The sequence below is a fragment of the Bradyrhizobium sp. genome, assembly GCF_016219575.1.
Classification (GTDB): domain Bacteria; phylum Pseudomonadota; class Alphaproteobacteria; order Rhizobiales; family Xanthobacteraceae; genus Bradyrhizobium.
In genome coordinates this window covers 261,880-280,076 of record NZ_JACRMG010000023.1, presented here as the reverse complement: position 1 = coordinate 280,076, position 18,197 = coordinate 261,880, and the positions used below count along the sequence as shown (strand labels likewise).

The following is an 18,197-nucleotide window of genomic DNA, read 5'->3' as shown; positions in this document are numbered from 1 at the left end:
CAATCATAACGACAGATGGGAGGAACCGATGAAGCGGCTACAGCATGCACTGACGATCGCGTTCACGCTCGGCGGCACGGCGGCGGCCGTGGCGGCGGAAGACATCCGCATTGGGCAGACCCTGCCCTATAGCGGCCCGGCGTCGGGCTTCGGCCTGATCGGCAAGACGCAGGAGGTCTATTTCGAGAAGGTCAATGCCGAAGGCGGCATCAACGGGCGCAAGGTGAAGTTCATCACGCTGGACGACGCCTATTCGCCGCCGAAGACGGTGGAGCAGACCCGCAAGCTGGTCGAGCAGGAAGAGGTGCTGTTCCTGTTCGGCTCCCTCGGGACCGCCACCAACAACGCGGTCCATCGCTATCTCAACAGCAAGAAGGTGCCGCAACTGTTCGTGTTGAGCGGCGCCACCAAATGGGCGGACCCGAAGAATTTTCCGTGGACCATGCCGGGCATGGCGACATACGAATCCGAAGGCGTGATCTACGCCAAATATGTGCTGCAGGCGAAGCCCGACGCGAAAATCGCGATCCTGTCGCAGAACGACGATTTCGGCCGCGACTATGTCACGGGCTTCAAGCGCGCGCTTGGACCCAAGGCCGCTTCCATGATCGTGGCGGAGGCGAGCTACGAGACCAGCGCGCCGACCATCGCCTCGCAGCTCGCGACGCTGAAGGCTTCCGGCGCCAACGTGATGTTCGGCGTCGTGCTCGGCAAGTTCACGTCCCAGATGATCAAGGGCGTCGCGGAGCTGAACTGGAAGCCCGACCTGTTCCTGGTTCCGACCTCGGCGTCGTCGATCTCGTTCCTGGAACCTGCCGGGCTGGAGAACGCGATCGGCCTAGTCTCCTCGAGCGCCCAGAAAGACACCATCGATCCGCAATGGGCCGACGATGCCGGCGTCAAGGAGTTCTTCGCCTTCATGAAGGAACGCATGCCCGACGCTGACCTGAAGAATTCCAACTATGCGGCCGGCTACCACTATGCGACGCTGCTGATGAAGGTGCTGAAGGCGTGCAAGGACGATTTCAGCCGCGAGAATATCCTGAAACAGGCGACCTCGCTGCGCGACGTCGAGCTGCCGCTGCTTCTGCCCGGCATCAAGGTCTCGACGGGGCCCGACGACTATCTGCCGTTCCAGCAGTTGCGGCTGCGCCGATTCAACGGCAAGAACTGGGTCGGCTTCGGCGATCTCATTGACGACCGCCAGGACTGACCCGGCTTACGGAGAGCGGATATGATCATCAGCGGCGACCGCCGGATCAGCTATCCGGAGATCTTTGCACGCGCCGCCCGGGCGGCGACCGGGCTGAAAGAGCTTGGCGTGGCCGGCGGCACGCCTGTCGCCATGATGCTGCGCAACGATCTTGCGTTCTTCGAATGCTCCAGTGCCGCTGCCACAATCGGCTCGCCGGTGGTGCCGATCAACTGGCACCTCAAGGCCGACGAGGTGAATTACATCATCGGCGACTGCGGCGCCGGGGTTCTGGTCTGCCATGCCGATCTCTGGCCGCAGATCCGCGAGGGCGTTCCCGATCACATCAAGGTGCTGATCGTGCCGACGCCGCCGGAGATCGCGGCCGCCTTCAACGTGCCGGCGGAACTGACGCGTGTAGCGGCCGGCATGACCGATTGGGATCGATGGCGCGACGCGCAGGCGCCGTGGTCCGGCCCGATCGGGCGGATGTCGCCGATGTTCTATACGTCGGGCACCACCGGGCGCCCCAAGGGCGTGCGGCGCGGCCAGATGCGCCCCGAGCAGCTCGCCGCCGCCGAGCGCGTCTCGACGCTGGCCTATGGCATCGCGCCCAACGACAACCAGGTCGTGCTGATGAACGGCCCGATGTATCACTCGGCGCCGAACTCCTACGGCATGCTGGCGTTCCGTCATGGCGCCACCATCGTGCTGGAACCGCGCTTCGATCCCGAGGACCTGCTGCGGCTGGTGCAGGATTATCGCATCACGCACATGCATGCGGTGCCGACCATGTTTGTCCGCCTGCTGCGGCTCCCGGAAGACGTGCGCAAGCGCTACGACATCTCCTCGCTGCGCTTCGTCATCCATGGCGCGGCGCCCTGCCCGGTCGAGGTCAAGCGCGCGATGATCGAGTGGTGGGGGCCGGTCATCAACGAATATCTGGGCTCGACCGAGACCGGCATTCCGGTGTGGCACTCCTCCGCGGAGGCGCTGGCGAAGCCCGGCACGGTCGGCCGCGCCATTGAGGGCGGCATCGTGAAGATCTTCCGGCCCGACGGTACGCTGTGCGACACGGGCGAGCCCGGCGAGATCTTCATGCGTCAGACCGCAATTGCCGATTTCGACTATCACGGCAATGCCGCCGCGCGCGCCGAGGCCGGCCGCGACGACCTCGTCAGCGTCGGCGACGTCGGCTATCTCGATGCCGACGGCTACCTGTTCCTGTGCGACCGCAAGCGCGACATGGTGATCTCGGGCGGCGTCAACATCTATCCGGCCGAGATCGAGAATGCGCTGATCGGCATGGAGGGCGTGCGCGACTGCGCCGTGTTCGGCGTGCCCGACGACGAATATGGCGAGCGGCTGTTCGCCTGCATCGAGCCGGAAGCCGGCGCCTCGCTTTCGGTCCCGGCGGTGCAAGGCTTCCTGCGCGCGCGGCTGGCCAATTTCAAGGTGCCGAAGGACATCCAGTTCCTCGACGCGCTGCCGCGCGAGGCGAGCGGCAAGATATTCAAGCGCAAGCTGCGCGATCTCCATGCCGAAGGTCAGTTGCGCCCGGCGGCGTGAACGCCCTAAGCCTTACTTGAAGCGACTAGTCTCGGACAACAGTCAGGGACGCACCAATGGAGGGGTTCCCTCCCCCCTTGCGGGGGAGGGTTAGGGAGAGGGGTGTGCCGCTTGTTCCGCTGCTTCCGCGATGCTCAGAACGACTCCTTCGAGATTCTTGAGCACGTCTTCGTTGGTGAAACGCAGCACGCGGTAACCGCGGGACACGAACCAACGATCGCGCCGCTCGTCGTGACGAATGCGCTCCTCGAAGTCGTGACTCTCGCCGTCGAGCTCGACGATGAGCTTGCAGGAATGCGCGACGAAATCTGCAATGTAATTGCCGATTGGAGTCTGCCGGCGGAAATTGAGACCGGCGAGGCGATCCGCTTTCAGGTGTCGCCATAGGCGAGTCTCCGCGCGCGTCATGGTGCGGCGGAGTCGTTTGGCGCGGGTGCGCTGAATCTCCGAGACCACGTCGTGTGGCATACCCCTCTCCCCAACCCTCCCCCGCAAGGGGGGAGGGAGCCTGACCAATGTGCTGGCCTCACGTCACATCATGTCATACCGGGCACCTCGTCATTGCATTGGGACGGGCCAGCGAAAGCCAACAACATTTCAAACATTGTTGCTATTGCCAATCGACCGCCGGCCGGGGCAAAGATCGCCTTCAAACCCGGGAGACGCGCATATGAAGTCCGCCGACTTCGTCGTGGCACGCAACGACCTGCAGCGATGCAAGATGATCGAGACGCAATTGCCCGACGCAGCCACGCTGCCGGACGATGCGCTGCTGGTGAAGGTGACCCGCTTCGCCCTCACCGCCAACAACATCACCTATGCCGTGATGGGCGACACGCTGAAATACTGGACGCTGTTTCCCGCCCCCGACGGTTTCGGCAACATTCCGGTGTGGGGATTTGGCGAGGTGATCGCCTCGAAGCATCCTGCCATTGCGGTCGGCGAATCCCTGTTCGGCTATTTCCCGATGGCGACGCATCTGGTGATCGAGGCCGCCGATGTCAGCAAGCGCGGCTTGCGCGACGGCGCCGCACACCGGCAGGGCGTCTCGCCCGTCTATAATTCCTACGCTCGCGTGACCGGCAATCCGGATTTCGAGGGACGCGCCGGCGACTATCGCGCCTTGCTGCAGCCGCTGTTCATGCTGTCGTTCCTGGTCGACGATTATCTCGGCGAGAATGCGATGTTCGGCGCAAGGAGCGTGTTACTGTCCTCGGCCTCGAGCAAGACCGCGTTCGGGCTCGCGCATCTGCTGCACCGGCGCAAGGACATCAAGGTGATCGGGCTGACCTCGGCCTCGAATGTCGACTTCGTCAAATCGCTCGGCTGCTATGACGAGGTCGTGACCTACGACAAGGTCACGTCACTGCCGGCCAATGCGCCGGTCGCTTATGTCGACATGGCCGGCAACAGCGCGCTGCGCGAGACGCTGCACCGGCATTTCGTCGGGCAGATGAAGTATTCCGGCCGCGTCGGCCTGACCCACCGCAGCACAATGGAGGAGCCGGAACTGCCCGGCGCCAGGCCGAGCTGGTTCTTCGCGCCGGACCAGATCCGCAAGCGGGCCAAGGCATGGGGCCCGGGCGGGGTCGAGCAGCGCTTTGGCGCGGCCTGGTCAGGCTTTGCGCCGAACCTCGGCAAGTGGCTGAAGGTGACGGAAAGCCGCGGGCCGGATGCCGTGAAACAGGTCTATCTGAATACGCTCAACGGCCATGTTTCGCCCGACGAGGGGCACATCCTTTCGCTTGGGACATAGCGGCACGCGCTCCACGCATCTTTCTGTGCCAACCCGAATGGGTATAGGCTCCCTGCACAGGCCGCGCGAGACGGCCGCCGGAGAGAAGCGCGCATGCTGGACAAGACGTCGGACATTGCCATTGCCGCCGAAAGCTGGCTGGCGGAATTCGAGGCGGCGCTCGGCCATGACGGCGCGCTCGAGAAATTGTTCCACCCGGACAGCTATTGGCGCGACGCGCTGGCGCTGTCCTGGACGCTGCAGACCGTCAACGGCCGCGATGACATCCTGAAGACGCTGAAGGCGCAGGCGGCGGACGCCGCACCGTCGGGCTTTGCCATCGATCCCGATCGCGCCGCCCCGCGCAAGGTGATGCGCGCAGGCACCGACTGCATCGAGGCCATTTTCAAATTCGAAACCAGGCTCGGCCGCGGCGACGGAATCATCCGCCTGATCCCGGATGCCGCCGACGGCAACCGGCTCAAGGCCTGGACGCTGCTGACCGCGCTGGAGGAGCTGAAAGGCTTCGAGGAACAGCTCGGCGTCAACCGCCCGCGCGGCAATGCCTATTCGCGCGATTTCCGCGGGCCGAACTGGCTCGACCTGCGCAAGGCGTCGAACGACTATGCCGACCGCGATCCGACCGTGCTGGTGATCGGCGGCGGGCAATCGGGCCTCTGTATCGCCGCGCGGCTGAAGCAGCTCAACGTCGATACGCTGATCGTCGACCGCATGCAGCGCATCGGCGACAACTGGCGCAAGCGCTATCACGCGCTCACCCTGCACAACCAGGTGCAGGTCAATCATTTGCCCTACATGCTGTTTCCGCCGAACTGGCCGACCTACATCCCCAAGGACAAGCTCGCCAACTGGCTCGAATCCTATGTCGACGGCATGGAGCTGAATTTCTGGACCGAGACCGAATTCGAGGGCGGCAGCTACGACGAGAAGGAAGGCCGCTGGACCGTGACCGTGCGCCGCAAGGGCGAGACGCGCGTCATGCACCCGCGCCATGTCGTGCTGGCCACCGGCGTCAGCGGCATCCCCAACATCCCGGATATTCCGGGGCTGAAGAATTTCGCCGGCAAGGTCGTGCATTCGAGCGGTTACGATGACGGCGAGAGCTGGAAGGGCAGGCGCGCACTCGTGATCGGCTCCGGCAATTCCGGCCACGACATCGCGCAGGATCTTTATTCCAGCGGCGCCGGGGTGACGCTGGTGCAGCGCTCGTCCACGCTGGTGGTCAGCATCGAGCCGTCGGCGCAACTGGTCTATTCGCCCTACAATGAAGGCACGCTGGACGATAACGACCTGATCGCGGTGTCGATACCGCTGAAGCTCGCGCGCAAGAGCCATGCGCTGACCTGCGACAAGTCGAAGGCGCTCGACACCGAACTGCTCGACGGCCTGCGCAAGGTCGGCTTCAAGCTCGATTTCGGCGAGGACAATACCGGCTGGCAGTTCAAATACCTCACCCGCGGCGGCGGCTATTATTTCAACGTCGGCTGCTCCGAACTCCTGATCAGGCGCGAGATCGCGCTGAAGCAGTTTGCCGATATCGAGACTTTTGTTGCCGAAGGCGCGCGGATGAAGAGCGGCGAGACCATCCCGGCCGACCTGATCGTGCTCGCCACCGGCTACCGCCCGCAGGAAGAGCTGGTGCAGAAGCTGTTCGGCGCCGACGTGACGAAGCGCGTCGGCCCGATCTGGGGCTTTGGCGACACAGAGGAGCTGCGCGCCATGTATGTGCGCACCGGACAACCCGGCCTCTGGTTCATCGCCGGCGGGCTCGCGCAATGCCGGATCGGCTCGAAGCAGCTCGCCCTGCAGATCAAGGCGATCGAGGAAGGACTTTTGCCGCGGCTTCATGCGCCGAGTTTCGAGGCGGCGGTCGCGTGAATTTCTATCCATCGTCATTCCGGGATGCGCCCAACGGGTCGCGCGAACGCGCGCCCGATGACAGGCTCCGGCGCAGGCCCGGAATCCATAACCACCATCGTGAGTATGGATTCCGGGCTCGCGCTGCGCGCGCCCCGGAATGACAGACAAAAGGGGACACACATGCCGGCCATTCTGGGCACGGGCGAGCATCGCTACCGCGTGGTGGAAAACTGGGGCAAGCTGCCGGACGGCTGGCAGCTCACCGACGTCGCCTCCGTCGCGGTCGACAGCAAGGACCGCATCTATGTCTTCAACCGCGGCGAACATCCGATGGTGGTGTTCGACCGCGAGGGCAATTTCATCACAAGCTGGGGCGAAGGGCTATTCAGCCGCGCCCACGGGCTGCACATCGACGCCGATGACAATCTCTACTGCACCGACGACGGCGACCACACCGTGCGCAAGTGCTCGGCATCGGGCAAGGTACTGCTGACGATCGGCATCCCCAACAAACCCGCCCCCTTCATGAGCGGGGAGCCGTTCCATCGCTGCACCCATACCGCGCTGTCGCCGAGGGGCGAGATCTACGTCTCCGACGGCTACGGCAATGCCTGCGTCCACAAATTCTCGCCGGACGGCAAGCTCCTGAAGACCTGGGGCGAGCCCGGCACCGATCCCGGCCAGTTCAACATCGTGCACAACATCGTCACCGATGCCGACGGTTTCGTCTATGTCGCCGACCGCGAGAACCACCGCGTGCAGGTGTTCGACGGCAACGGCAGATACGAGACGCAATGGAACAACCTGCATCGCCCCTGCGCGCTGTGCTGCTGCGGCGGCAGGCAGCCGAACTTTGTCATCGGCGAGCTCGGCCCCGGCATGGCGGTCAACCGCAAGGTGCCCAATCTCGGCCCGCGGCTGTCCATTGTGGACGCCAGGGGCAAGCGCATCGCAAGGCTCGGCGGCGAGAACGGCCCGGGGCTGGAGGCCGGCAAGTTCCTCGCGCCGCACGGCATCGCCATGGATTCGACGGGCGCGATCTATGTCGGCGAGGTCGGCGTCACCGACTGGAAGACCAGCTTCCCGGACGCCGACATGCCCGCGCAGGTGCGGGTCAAGCGGTGTTTGCAGAAGCTGGAGAAGGTGTAGCAACGGCTGCGAGCGCTGCCGTAGGGTGGGCAAAGCGTTGCGTGCCCACCTGTATTGCACCGGTGCAAGTGAAGGTGGGCACGGCGCAGATGCGCCTTTGCCCACCCTACGAATTTCCTCGTCACTCCACCTTGACGTTCGACGCCTTGATGATCGGCCACCAGCGATCGGCTTCGGCCTTCTGGAACGCGCGCAGCGCTTCCGGGGATTGCCGGGCGAGCGGGGTGATCTCGATGCCGAGTTCCTCAAACCGCTGCTTCACCGGCGCCGAGGCCAGCACCTGCATCATGGTGGCATTCAGCCTGGCGATGATCTCCTTCGGCGTGTCCCTGGGCACCCACAGCCCGTACCACAGCGAGGCGGAGAAGCCGGGCACGCCGGCTTCGTCCGCGGTCGGAATGTCCGGCGAGGATTTCAGCCGCGCCTTGCCGGTGATCGCAAACGGCTTGACGCTGGTTGCCGCCAGCAGCGAGCGGAAATTCGAGGCCGGCTCGATCATGAAGTCGATCTGCCCGGAGAGCAGGTCCTGCATCGCCGGCCCGTTGCCGCGATAGGGCACGAACTGAAATATCGTGCCGGTCTCCTTCTGGAAGGAAATGCCGGTGAGATGACCGGTGGCGCCGACGCCGGCGATGCCGACGGAAGCCTTGTCGGGATTGGCCTTGAGATAGGCGATCAGCCCCTTGAGATCGTCCGCCGGCAGGCTCTTCTTGCCGACGATCAGCAGCGGCTCGCTGCCGATCAGGATCACCGGCTCGAGATCCCCAAACAGGTCGAACTGCAGATTGTAGAGGCCGCCGGTCAACATGTGGGTGGTCGAGGTGCCGATGGAGAGCGCGTAGCCGTCGGCCACCGAGCGCACCGCGCGGCCTACGCCAATCGAGCCGGCCGCACCCGCAACATTCTCGATCACGATGGGCTGGCCGAGAATCGGCCTCATATGCTCTCCGAGGAAGCGGGCCAGCGTGTCGGTGGCCCCGCCTGCCGGGAACGGCACGATCATGTTGATCGGGCGCGAGGGATAGCCCTGCGCCATGGCCGGGCCGCCCGATGCAACAGCCGCGGGAAGGCTCACGAGGATCGCCGCGACGGCCGACAGCCACCTGCCCATGTTCCCTCCCCATCATTTTTTCGCCGCAAAGGGGCCTCGGCGGCATGCCGGCCTGCTGGATAAGCCCCTCAACGCTCTTCACAATCCCGTCACGCTGCATGTAGTATGTCAACACATGCTGCTTCGCAGCGTATATGGAGGCCAGGAGCGTTACTTGAACGCACATGTCTCGCAAGGCGGTTGGCCGGTGCTGGTGCTGAATGCGGACTTCCGGCCGCTGAGTTATTACCCGCTGTCGCTCTGGTCCTGGCAGGACGCGATCAAGGCGGTGTTTCTCGACCGCGTCAACATCGTCGAGCACTACGACCGGGCGGTGAGAAGTCCGAGTTTCGAGATCCAGCTCCCGAGCGTCGTTTCGCTAAAGTCCTTCGTCAAACCGACCACCCACCCCGCCTTCACCCGGTTCAACGTCTTCCTCCGCGACCGTTTCTCCTGCCAGTACTGCTCGTCGCCGGAAGACCTGACCTTCGATCACATCCTCCCCAGGAGCAAAGGCGGCCAGACCACCTGGGAAAACGTCGTCGCCGCCTGCTCGCCCTGCAACCTGCGCAAGGGCAACCTGACGCCGCAGCAGGCGCGGATGTTCCCCAGACAATCGCCCTATGCGCCCACCGTGCACCAGCTGCACCGCAATGGCCGGCTGTTTCCGCCGAACTATCTGCACGACAGCTGGCTCGACTATCTGTACTGGGATACGGAGCTCGATCCGTAAGGATCGCAAAGCTCGCCGCTTGACTCCCAACATCTCCGGTTGGTGAAATACTGCCGCGACCACGCGCCGCGACGTCAACAAGCGCGTCATCAAGACGCCACCCCGGAAACGCCCCATGCTCATTCCCCTCGCCGACATTCCGCGCTGGTATGCCGAGCGCAAACCCAGGGACACAATTGCAGTCAGCCATGGCGACGACGCCATCACCTGGGATCAGCTGGAGCGCAATGCCAACCGCCGCGCGCGGGCGTTTGCGGAACGAGGCGTCAAGCCCGGCGATTTCGTCGCGATCGGGCTGCCGAACAGCAATGCGTTCTACGAGACGACGTTCGCGGTGTGGAAGTGCGGCGCAACGCCGACCTCGCTGTCGTGGCGCTTGCCGCGCGGCGAGGCCGCCGCGGTGCTGGAGATTTTGAGACCTGCACTGGTGGTCGGCGGCGAAGCCGACTGGAATGCGCCGAACCGCCTGCCGCCGGATTTCTCACCGCAGGGATTTTCCGATGCGCCGCTGGCCAACCCGGTGGCACGATACTGGAAGGCGATGACCAGCGGCGGCTCGACCGGGCGGCCGAAGGTGATTCTCGACCACGGTCCCGCCGTGATCGAGACCACTGCATCGCCGGGGCTTGAAATCCAGACCGGCACCTCGCTGCTCAATCCCGGGCCGCTCTATCACAATGCGCCGTTCATCCTGTCGCATTTCGCGCTGTTCACGGGCGGCCGTGTCACCGGCATGGTGAAGTTCGACGCCGAGGAGACGCTGCGACTTATCGAGAAGAACGGCGTGCAGTGGGTGAATTTCGTGCCTACCATGATGCATCGCATCTGGGCCCTGCCGGAGCAGGTGCGGAGCGCCTACGATCTCTCCAGCCTGAAGACCGTCTTCCACATGGCGGCGCCGATGCCGCCCTGGCTGAAGGAGAAATGGATCGAGTGGCTGGGGCCCGAGCGGATCTGGGAACTCTATGGCGGCACCGAGCGGCAGGGCGCGTGCATCATCAACGGCGTCGAATGGATGGCGCACAAGGGCTCGGTCGGCAAGATCGGCGAGACCGCGAGGCTGCGCATCATCGGCGAGGACGGCAACGACGTCGCGCCAGGGGAGACCGGCGAGATCTATTTCCTCCCCAATGAGGGAGCCGGCAGCACCTATCACTATCTCGGCGCCGAGCCGAAGCGGCGGCCCGACGGCTGGGAATCGCTCGGCGACATCGGCCGGCTCGATGCGGAGGGCTATCTCTATCTCGGCGACCGCCTGGCCGACATGGTGCTGCGCGGCGGCGCCAACATCTATCCGGCCGAGATCGAGGCCGCCGTGACCGAGCATCCCGACGTGCGCTCCTGTGTCGTGGTCGGCCTGCCCGATCCCGAATTCGGCCAGCGCGTGCATGCCATCCTGGAGCTCAACGCCGGCGCGCAACCGCAAGCCGTCGCCGACGGCATGGCCGCATTCCTCGCCGATCGTCTCAGCCGCTACAAGCACCCGGAGAGCTTTGAAGTGGTTGCCGCCAGCCCGCGCGACGATTCCGGAAAAGTCCGCCGCACCTTGCTGCGCGACGAACGCGCGAGCTGGCTGAAGGAGGGCCGCGCCTTCCGCATCGTGCCGTCGCGCCCGCAGGCCAAGGCGGGTTGAGATTTCTTCCGCCCACATCCTGAAGTAGGATGCTCCCGCCGGTAACTTTCCGCGCGGGGGATGCTGATGTCGTTTCTCAGGGACAATCGAGCCTTCGAAGCCTGGCTGGCCAGACAATGCGACGTGGTGCGCAAGGACATCAAGTACAAGCACCACCGGATGGAGAAGAATGCGTTCGTCTTCCTCCGCGCGACCTATTTCCGCTGGGCGCGGAAGATCGGCGACTGGTGTCCGGAGCTGATGGATGCGCCGAAGGTGCGCGCGGTCGGCGACCTGCATCTGGAGAACTTCGGCACCTGGCGGGATCGCGACGGCCGCCTGGTCTGGGGCGTCAATGACTTCGATGAAGCGGCCGACATGCCCTATGTGCTCGACCTCGTCCGTCTCGTCACCAGCATCCAGCTCGCGCCGGATCGCCCGCGTGCCGTCGGCGACAAGGCGGCGGCCAATGCCGTCCTGCGCGGCTATCGCGCCGGGCTGAAGAAGCCGCAGCCCGCCTTGCTGTTCGAAGGCGAAACCTGGCTCCGGCCCTATGCCGAGCCCGGCAAGGGCAAGCCGGAAAAATTCTGGAAGGAAGTGAAGAAATACAAGAACGCCACGCCACCGCCCGACATCGCCAGGGCGCTGATCCGGAGCCTGCCCAAGGACGTCGGCAAGAACGCCATCCGGCTGTGCAAGCGCCGCAAGGGCGGCGGCAGCCTCGGGCGACCGCGCTTCATGGCGGTTGCCTATTGGCGCGGCGGCCAGATCCTGCGCGAAGCCAAGGCGCTGGTGCCGTCGGCCTGGGTCTGGGCTCACGACGGCGGATCGGAGAAGCCGGCTTTCCTCAGGCTGGCCAACGGGCAATACCGGGCACCCGATCCCTTCCTCAAGGTCCGCAACAGGTTCATCCTCCGGCGCATCGCAGCCGATTCCGAAAAGATCGACCTCGGCGCCGATGCCGGCGCCGGGTTGCAGCTCAGGTTCCTGCAAGCGATGGGATTCGATCTCGCGTCAATTCATCTCGACACGCCGGGCAGTCTGGACATGATCAAGTCCGATCTCGCCAAGCGGCCGCGGGGCTGGCTGAACTCCGCCGCGCGCACCGCAGCGTCCGAGGTCCGGCGCGATTTCAGGGAATGGAAACGCCATCGGAAGAAGCGCCGCTGAACGCACATGCTCTCGATCAGGAAGGGTTTCGTTGATATATTGTCGGCGAAGCCGCCTGCGACATCCTGGTCGTTCCAGCAGCGCTGGCAAGGCGTGCAAGAAAATGGAGTGACAGGATGCCGTCATTGACCGAGTGGAAGGTACCGTCGGCGTTCCAGCCTCACGCCGGGGATTACGCTTTCGACCTCGACCGGGCCTTGTCGTCGGTGGTCGGGCTGCATTCGATCATTCCGCCCGATGCTTTCAGCGCGGAGACGCTCGGCACCGAGCGCGCCGGCAACGGCGTCTTGATCGACGACGGGCTGGTGCTGACCATCGGCTATCTGATCACGGAGGCGGAAGCGGTCTGGCTGCATCTCGGCGACGGCCGCGTGGTGGAAGGCCATGCACTCGGCTTCGATTCGGAGACCGGTTTTGGCCTGGTGCAGGCGCTCGGCCGGCCCGGCATCGCGCCGCTGCCGCTCGGCTCTTCGGCGGCGACAAAAGTCGGCGACCGCGTGGTGGTCGGCGGCGCCGGCGGGCGGACCCGTTCGGTCGCGAGCCATATCGTCGCCAAGCAGGAATTTGCCGGCTACTGGGAATATCTGCTGGACGAGGCGTTCTTCACCTATCCCGCACATCCGAACTGGGGCGGCACCGCCATGATCTCCACCAGGGGCGAACTGATCGGCATCGGTTCGCTGCAGCTCGAGCGCGTGCGCGAGGGCAAGGCCGAGCATGTCAACATGATCGTGCCGATCGACCTGCTCAAGCCGATCCTGGACGATCTCCGCAAGTTCGGCCGCGTCAACAAGCCGGCGCGGCCGTGGCTCGGCATGTACACCACCGAGATCGACAACCGCGTCGTGGTGGTCGGCGTGGCGGCCCGCGGACCGGCAGCACGCGGCGAGCTGAAGGCCGGCGACGTCATCCTCGGCGTCGGCGGCGACAAGATCACCAGCCAGGTCCAGTTCTATCGCAAACTCTGGTCGCTGGGGCCGGCCGGCGTCGACGTACCACTCACCGTGCATCATGAGGGCGTCACCTTCGACGTGACCCTGAGCTCGACCGACCGCGCCAAATTGCTGAAAGCGCCGCAGCTGCACTAGCGGAAGTTACGAGATTGGGGCAGGCGATGAGCGAGTCCGTGGTGGACGACATCGTGGCCGTGCTGCCGCCGCTGTTGCAGTCGCTGGAAGCGCTCGGCTTCGTCGCACGCCACCTTCACCCTCCGGACTTCGACCGCGTGATGCAGGCCGCAGGCGAGCCGGACCGGGCGTTGCTGGAAGTCCGCGGGCAGATGACGGAATGGCCCGAGGAATTTTCCGGCATCAGGACGCCGCTCGAAGCCGCCAGCGACGCGGCGCTTGCCGCCTTCGACGGCCTGCGCGCGGTGCAGAACGGCCATGGCGATCTGGTCTCGGTGTTCCGCGCACTGCGCTATTCGCCGCGCGCGCAGGAAGCGCTCTATCCGCTGAGCGAAAAACTGCCGCCGGTCAGCCAGTTCTTCACCGAGCCGTCCCTGCGCGAGGATGCCGCGCTTGCCGAGAAGCTGGCAGGGCCGGCCAGTGCCGGCACCGGGATCATCCACGTCAACAATGAGCCGGGCAGCCGCGGCGGCTACTCGATGTACGTGCCGGAATATTACACGCCCGATCTCCGCTGGCCTCTGGTGATGGCGCTGCACGGCGGCAGCGGCAACGGCCGCGGCTTCCTGTGGAGCTGGCTGCGCGAAGCGCGCAGCCTCGGCGCCATCCTGATCGCGCCGACCGCGATCGGCTCAACCTGGGCGCTGATGGGCGACGACACCGACTCGCCGAATCTCTGGCGCATCCTCGAGGAGGTACGAACGCGCTGGAATGTCGACCCGGCGCGCATGCTGATGACCGGCATGAGCGACGGCGGTACCTTCTGTTACGTTAGCGGCCTCGACGCCGCCTCGCCTTTCACGCATCTCGCGCCGGTCTCCGCTACATTTCATCCGCTGATGGCGGAGATGGCCGATGCGCAGCGCCTGCAGGGCCTGCCGATCCACATCGTGCACGGCAAGCTCGACTGGATGTTCCCGGTGCAGGTCGCCCACCAGACGCAGCAAGCGCTCTCGGCCGCCCGCGCCGAGGTCATTTATCGCGAGCTCGACGACCTCAGCCACACCTATCCGCGCGAGATGAATGTGGCGATGCTGCACTGGATGAACGGCACGTCGTAGACTTCACTCTTCCGCCGGTGAAAGTCCCGGCCGCAAGCGCACGGTCGGCAATACACCGACTTGATCTCGCGCATCGCAGAGGATTTTGCGCTCCCTAGCGCTGAGGTTCCTCAAATCACCGTCGCCAAAGAAGCCTATTGCCCGCAGGACTTCGGCAGGCTCTCGCTGAAACATCTGCTTGAAGGCTGACAGGCCGATCGGAAGCGACGCACCTGCGGAAATCATCGCGGCAATATCCTGGTAGTCCTTGGCTTCGGCTCGATCCAGCGTGGTCTTCAGCTTGGTCGCCATGAGATCATCGAGCGAAGCAACAAGTAACATGGAGTCAGTCGTTCGGACAGGATCGTTTACCCGCCCGATACGGAGACCACCGAAGAAGGAGACCTTCACCCGGCCGGATGGCATTGCAGCCGATACCACAAGCGTGTTGGGTCTATCCTGCAAGATTGCCGCTCCCGCAGCAAACGGGAAACTGGATCTTATCTCCTCCTTGTCGAGTGGCTCGGTTCGAAAGAAATCGAAATCCACAGACGTGCGATGTCCGAGATGAAGCGCGACGGCGGTCCCGCCATAAAGAATCAAATCGAGTTGAGGTGCCGCGGCGAGGCTTGCCCAGATTTGCTTTTGCGCTTCCGGCAAAATGCCGAACTTGGGCTCAATACGTTGCAGCATGAAACTCTCTTCGCGGAGGCTCGTGCGGGATCTCCGCTCCCGTCGCGAAGGACAGGCGCCCGCGCCAAAACTCCCACGAACGATCGCTCAACCATCCCGGTTCGGCACGCTGCATAATCTCGACCAGACGTGGCCTGCCGACCGTCTGCTCGAGCAGAAGGATGTCGTCATACGTTCCGAGGTTCATCGTCTGCGCAATGACGCGCTCTTCGGCGAAGCTCTCCTCGGCAACTGGCTCCCACCACAGATATTTGCGGCAGAAATGCCCAAGGATCGCCGCGGAAACGTCGTTGCTTGCCATGTTTTGATTATAGCTGGTTTGACGAGCAGCTTCCACCGGAATGGGAACTCTCTGGGGAAGTCAGCGTTAACGAAGACGACAGGAGGAGAGTCATGCGGACCTTTTTCGGAATGATCCTGGGCGCGCTGCTGCTGGTGGGCGGCGTCTATGTCTACGATTCGGCGCAGACGTCGAGCGTCGCCAGCGGCCAGGTCGCGCAGTCGAACCGCACCATCGTCAACTGGGACGTGGCGGCCGAGAACTGGAAGGTATTGAAGACGCGTGCCCATGAGGAATGGGTCAGGATCGCGTCGAAGTAATCGCGAATGCGGGCAAGAAGAGGCGCTCCGCCCGCCGCGGGGCGCCTTTGTCGTCTGTATCCTAACGGCTCATCTTCGCCTTGCGCGCGTCGGCGATGACCCGCTCGAACTCCGCCATGGTCAACACGCCAGGCACCCGGAACTTGCCGACGATGAACGACGGCGTGCCGCGGAATTCGAAGGCGCGCGCCTGATCGTTGTTGCGTGCGAGCACCGCGTCGATCGTCCCGGCGTTGGCAGCAAGATCCTTGTTGAGGCGCTCCATGTCGACGCCGGCACCGGCCAGCAACTCGCGCACGCGCGGTTCGGTCAGCCGCGAGGCGACGCCGATCAGCGCCTCATGCGCCGCGAGATACTTGTCCTGATACTTCGCGGCGAGCGTCAGCCGCGCCGCAAGTTTCGAGACCTCGCCGAGGATCGGCCAGTCCTTCAGGACGAGACGGACCTTGCCGTCGTCTTCCACCACCTGGCGCAGTTCGGGCGCGACCTTGCGGCAGTACGGGCAATTATAGTCGTACCACTCGACAATTGTGATATCGCCATCGGGATTGCCGATCACAGGCACATCGGGATCGCGCAGCACCAGCGCTTCGGTCAGCACCTTGTCGTCGTCTTCGTGCGCGAGTGCCGGTCGCGTCGCAAAGCCGAGCGCCGCCGCGCCTGCGCCGAGCAGGCCGAGCGCCCGGCGGCGGGTTGGTGCCGGGTTGGTCCCGGCCTTGTGGTTCATTTCGTTCATATCCGTTCTCGCGGTCAGGCCTTCCTGACCTGTTCTACGCCCAGGACAGGGACAAGTTACGCACCAGCATATAGATCGCCACTGCAATGATGACGATAGCGAACACGATGTTGAGCGCGCCGCGCTGCTCCGACAGCGATCTGGCCGAGCGCGTGCCGATCAGCCCGCCGGCGATACCGCCCGCCACGAACAGCGAGGCCAGCCCCCAGGACACCAGCCCCGACCAGGCATAGCTAGCCGCCGTGGTCAGCCCGAAGGCGGTAACGGCGACCAGCGAGGAACTCACGGCGTTGAGGATCGGCATGCCCGTCGCCAGCATCAGGGCCGGCACGATCAGAAAGCCGCCGCCGATGCCGAAGAAGCCGGACACCGTTCCGGTCAGGAGTCCAAGCCCGACAATGGCCGGCATGTTCGACCAGTCCATCTTCGCATCGGGCACGCCGACGCGCGCGCGGTTCTTCAGCATCAGCGCGGCGATCACCAGCATGACCAGCGCAAACAGCGCGAGCAGCTTGTGGCCGTCGATCATCTTGCCGAGCAGCGAACCGAAAAAGGCGCCGCCGATTCCGGCCGCGGCAAACGGCAGCGCGCAGGACCAGATCACCGTGCCGCCGCGAGCATGGTTGGACAGGTTGATCGCCGCGTTGGCCGCCACCGCAATCGCGCTGGTGCCGATCGCGACATGCGGCTCGGATACGCCGACCACGTAGACCATCAGCGGGACCGCCAGGATCGAACCGCCGCCGCCGATCAGGCCCAGCGAGAAGCCGACCAGCGCGCCCGAGGCGAGGCCGAGCGCGCCCTGCGTGACGGAGAGGATCAAGATGGGAGACTCGCTTGCACGAACCGACCCTAGAAGAATTTTCCGGAAGCCGCCATGGCCGCAGAACAAAGCTGCACTGCAACAGGCATCGGCAGGCGGTTCATCCCACGGGCGCCACGGCTGGCCGTCAGGCGGGCGACAACACCCGCCCGGAGGCGCTCGCGCCTTCGCGCTGGAGCATCGCCATCAGCGTGCCGGTCATGGTCGCGATCAGATGCTCGCTGCCGTCACGCAGCGCATAGGCCCGCGCCTCTGCGATGGTCAGCGTGCGGCCTGGCTTGATGACCTCGGCACGGAACACGAAGCGCGTTCCGCTCGCCGGCGCCAGCAGATTGGTCTTGAACTCGACGGTCAGAATGTCCGAGCCCGCCGGCATCAGCGTGAAGGCCGCGATGCCGCAGGCGGTATCGAGGCCGGCGGTGATGATGCCGGCATGCACGAAGCCGTTTTGCTGGGTCAGTGCCGGTGAATAATCCATCGCGAGATCGACCTCACCCGGCTCCATCCGGGCAATGGAGAAGCCGAGCGTGCGCATGGCTTGCTGGCGGCCGAAAGTATCGGTCGCGATGCGGCGGAAATCCGGATTTTTGGGCTCGAAGCGCGGCATGATCGTCTCACGCCAACGCAGGTTCGGGCGCCAGATGGCGCGCCGCCACCGCGCGTATCGCGTCCTCGAACGGCATGGACTTGTGCGCCTGCCGGTCGAGATACACGGCCGTGATCTCGCAGGTCGCGGCGATCTCGCCGGTCTCGGCATTGCGCATTTCGTGCAGGAAACGGATGGATTTTTCGCGCAGCTCGAGCAGCCTGCTCGTGATCTCGACGATGTCGCCGGCAAACAGCTCGCGCCTGTAGCTGATATTCTGCTGCACGCCGGCCATGCCGCGGCCGGATTGGCGCAGGTAACTCGGCGTCAGCCCGAGGCGGGCGAACAGGTTCCAGTTGGCCTCGTCGAACTTGCCGACGTACCACATGATGTTCATGTGGCCGACATGGTCGCACTGCCACGGATAGACCGTGCCGCGATAGGTGGCTTCCTCCATCGAA

At 64.6% G+C, this 18,197-nt stretch carries 19 protein-coding genes; 11 read left to right on the top strand and 8 right to left on the bottom strand.

Annotation, left to right across the window (positions count from 1 at the left end; translation table 11 throughout):
- Positions 1–28 precede the first annotated feature (28 nt).
- Positions 29–1,213 (top strand): ABC transporter substrate-binding protein, encoded by a 1,185-nt coding sequence (locus tag HZB49_RS19740; RefSeq protein WP_291614411.1) that lies wholly within the window; start codon positions 29–31, stop codon positions 1,211–1,213.
- Positions 1,214–1,234: 21 nt separating this feature from the next.
- Positions 1,235–2,761, top strand: a complete 1,527-nt coding sequence (locus HZB49_RS19735) for an acyl-CoA synthetase (RefSeq protein WP_291614409.1) — start codon at positions 1,235–1,237, stop codon at positions 2,759–2,761.
- A 90-nt stretch (positions 2,762–2,851) separates the two neighbouring features.
- On the opposite strand, the gene HZB49_RS19730 is transcribed toward HZB49_RS19735, so the two are convergent.
- Positions 2,852–3,229, bottom strand: coding sequence for an endonuclease domain-containing protein (locus HZB49_RS19730; RefSeq protein ID WP_291614407.1), 378 nt, complete (start codon positions 3,227–3,229; stop codon positions 2,852–2,854).
- Between the two features lie 202 nt (positions 3,230–3,431).
- Between HZB49_RS19730 and HZB49_RS19725 the strand changes: the two genes are divergently transcribed.
- The 3 genes from HZB49_RS19725 (at position 3,432) to HZB49_RS19715 (ending at position 7,526) form a co-directional block, all read left to right on the top strand.
- Positions 3,432–4,517, top strand: coding sequence for a DUF2855 family protein (locus HZB49_RS19725; protein ID WP_291614405.1), 1,086 nt, complete (start codon positions 3,432–3,434; stop codon positions 4,515–4,517).
- A gap of 93 nt (positions 4,518–4,610) precedes the next feature.
- Entirely contained in the window at positions 4,611–6,395 is a 1,785-nt protein-coding gene (locus tag HZB49_RS19720) for an NAD(P)/FAD-dependent oxidoreductase (protein WP_291614403.1), read from the top strand.
- A gap of 162 nt (positions 6,396–6,557) precedes the next feature.
- Positions 6,558–7,526 (top strand): peptidyl-alpha-hydroxyglycine alpha-amidating lyase family protein, encoded by a 969-nt coding sequence (locus tag HZB49_RS19715; RefSeq protein WP_291614401.1) that lies wholly within the window; start codon positions 6,558–6,560, stop codon positions 7,524–7,526.
- Positions 7,527–7,647: 121 nt separating this feature from the next.
- On the opposite strand, the gene HZB49_RS19710 is transcribed toward HZB49_RS19715, so the two are convergent.
- Positions 7,648–8,637, bottom strand: coding sequence for a tripartite tricarboxylate transporter substrate-binding protein (locus HZB49_RS19710; RefSeq protein ID WP_291614399.1), 990 nt, complete (start codon positions 8,635–8,637; stop codon positions 7,648–7,650).
- A 154-nt stretch (positions 8,638–8,791) separates the two neighbouring features.
- Here HZB49_RS19710 and HZB49_RS19705 point away from each other — a divergent pair, with 154 nt between their 5' ends.
- From HZB49_RS19705 to HZB49_RS19685, 5 genes are all read left to right on the top strand, one after another.
- The gene (locus HZB49_RS19705) at positions 8,792–9,349 is read left to right on the top strand and encodes an HNH endonuclease (RefSeq protein ID WP_291614396.1); all 558 of its coding nucleotides are present in this window, start codon (positions 8,792–8,794) and stop codon (positions 9,347–9,349) included.
- 115 nt (positions 9,350–9,464) lie between these two features.
- Positions 9,465–10,982 carry an AMP-binding protein gene (locus tag HZB49_RS19700; protein ID WP_291614394.1) on the top strand — a complete coding sequence of 506 codons (1,518 nt, stop codon included), beginning with the start codon at positions 9,465–9,467 and terminating at the stop codon, positions 10,980–10,982.
- A 66-nt stretch (positions 10,983–11,048) separates the two neighbouring features.
- Positions 11,049–12,131 (top strand): DUF2252 family protein, encoded by a 1,083-nt coding sequence (locus HZB49_RS19695; RefSeq protein ID WP_291614391.1) that lies wholly within the window; start codon positions 11,049–11,051, stop codon positions 12,129–12,131.
- Between the two features lie 116 nt (positions 12,132–12,247).
- Positions 12,248–13,219, top strand: a complete 972-nt coding sequence (locus HZB49_RS19690; RefSeq protein WP_291614389.1) for a S1C family serine protease — start codon at positions 12,248–12,250, stop codon at positions 13,217–13,219.
- A 26-nt stretch (positions 13,220–13,245) separates the two neighbouring features.
- A complete protein-coding gene (locus tag HZB49_RS19685) occupies positions 13,246–14,319 on the top strand; it encodes a phospholipase (protein WP_291614387.1) in 1,074 nt (357 codons plus the stop codon).
- A 3-nt stretch (positions 14,320–14,322) separates the two neighbouring features.
- Here the strand turns inward: HZB49_RS19685 and HZB49_RS19680 are convergent, their stop codons facing one another.
- Together HZB49_RS19680 and HZB49_RS19675 are read right to left on the bottom strand one after the other, a co-directional pair.
- On the bottom strand, positions 14,323–14,991 hold the full coding sequence (locus HZB49_RS19680; RefSeq protein WP_291614385.1) for a nucleotidyl transferase AbiEii/AbiGii toxin family protein: 669 nt from the start codon (positions 14,989–14,991) through the stop codon (positions 14,323–14,325).
- Positions 14,975–15,292, bottom strand: a complete 318-nt coding sequence (locus HZB49_RS19675) for a hypothetical protein (RefSeq protein ID WP_291614383.1) — start codon at positions 15,290–15,292, stop codon at positions 14,975–14,977. Before HZB49_RS19675 ends, HZB49_RS19680 begins: the two co-directional genes overlap by 17 nt.
- Positions 15,293–15,384: 92 nt before the next feature.
- On the opposite strand from HZB49_RS19675, the gene HZB49_RS19670 reads away from it, so the two are divergent.
- On the top strand, positions 15,385–15,591 hold the full coding sequence (locus HZB49_RS19670) for a hypothetical protein (protein WP_291614381.1): 207 nt from the start codon (positions 15,385–15,387) through the stop codon (positions 15,589–15,591).
- A 61-nt stretch (positions 15,592–15,652) separates the two neighbouring features.
- On the opposite strand, the gene HZB49_RS19665 is transcribed toward HZB49_RS19670, so the two are convergent.
- From HZB49_RS19665 to HZB49_RS19650, 4 genes are all read right to left on the bottom strand, one after another.
- Entirely contained in the window at positions 15,653–16,318 is a 666-nt protein-coding gene (locus HZB49_RS19665; RefSeq protein WP_291614518.1) for a DsbA family protein, read from the bottom strand.
- A 43-nt stretch (positions 16,319–16,361) separates the two neighbouring features.
- Entirely contained in the window at positions 16,362–17,147 is a 786-nt protein-coding gene (locus HZB49_RS19660) for a sulfite exporter TauE/SafE family protein (RefSeq protein WP_291614517.1), read from the bottom strand.
- Between the two features lie 130 nt (positions 17,148–17,277).
- On the bottom strand, positions 17,278–17,757 hold the full coding sequence (locus HZB49_RS19655; protein ID WP_291614379.1) for a PaaI family thioesterase: 480 nt from the start codon (positions 17,755–17,757) through the stop codon (positions 17,278–17,280).
- Between the two features lie 7 nt (positions 17,758–17,764).
- Entirely contained in the window at positions 17,765–18,193 is a 429-nt protein-coding gene (locus HZB49_RS19650) for an acyl-CoA thioesterase (RefSeq protein WP_291614377.1), read from the bottom strand.
- Positions 18,194–18,197: the final 4 nt, after the last annotated feature.